Origin of the sequence: Bacillus sp. BPN334, assembly GCF_008368885.1 — a bacterium.
In the GTDB taxonomy this organism is placed as follows: domain Bacteria; phylum Bacillota; class Bacilli; order Bacillales; family Bacillaceae_G; genus Bacillus_A; species Bacillus_A wiedmannii.
This window is the reverse complement of sequence record NZ_QOZW01000058.1, coordinates 1-458: the sequence shown is the minus strand read 5'-3', so window position 1 is coordinate 458 and position 458 is coordinate 1. Positions and strand designations below refer to the sequence as shown.

Genomic DNA, 458 nt, shown 5'->3' with positions numbered 1-458 from the left:
TAAATACTGCGCCTTCAAGTTTGGTGTCATCGATGTCATCTACTTTAGAAAGTTCCACTGCACCTTTTGTTAGAGCGTTTTTAGCCGTAACGTGAAGAGTTTCAGTTTGGCTTTTCTTAATTGTAAATTCAATCGGTGTTTTATCTAAATCGTAATGTTCAGGAGCAATTGTTTCAACGAATTGATACGTACCAGGACGTAGATTTTCAACAACAATTTTACCTTCATCATTTGTTTTTAAGCCTTCTTCAACTAGCTCTCCGTCTGCATCTAATAAATTAAATACGGCGTTAGCAAGTTTTGTATTTATATCAATATCGTCAATCTTTGTTAGTTCAACGCTACCTTTTTTCAAAGCATTTTTACCTGTAACATTGATCTCTTTCGTTTGACTTCTTTCAATTGTAAATGGAATTTGTGTTTCTTCTAATACATAGTGCTCAGGAGCTTTTGTTTCA

1 protein-coding gene is annotated in these 458 nt (G+C 34.1%); it reads right to left on the bottom strand.

Going from position 1 to position 458, the window contains the following annotated elements:
* A partial coding sequence (locus DN393_RS31190; protein WP_149174302.1) for an MSCRAMM family protein occupies positions 1 to 458 on the bottom strand: 458 nt, incomplete at both ends.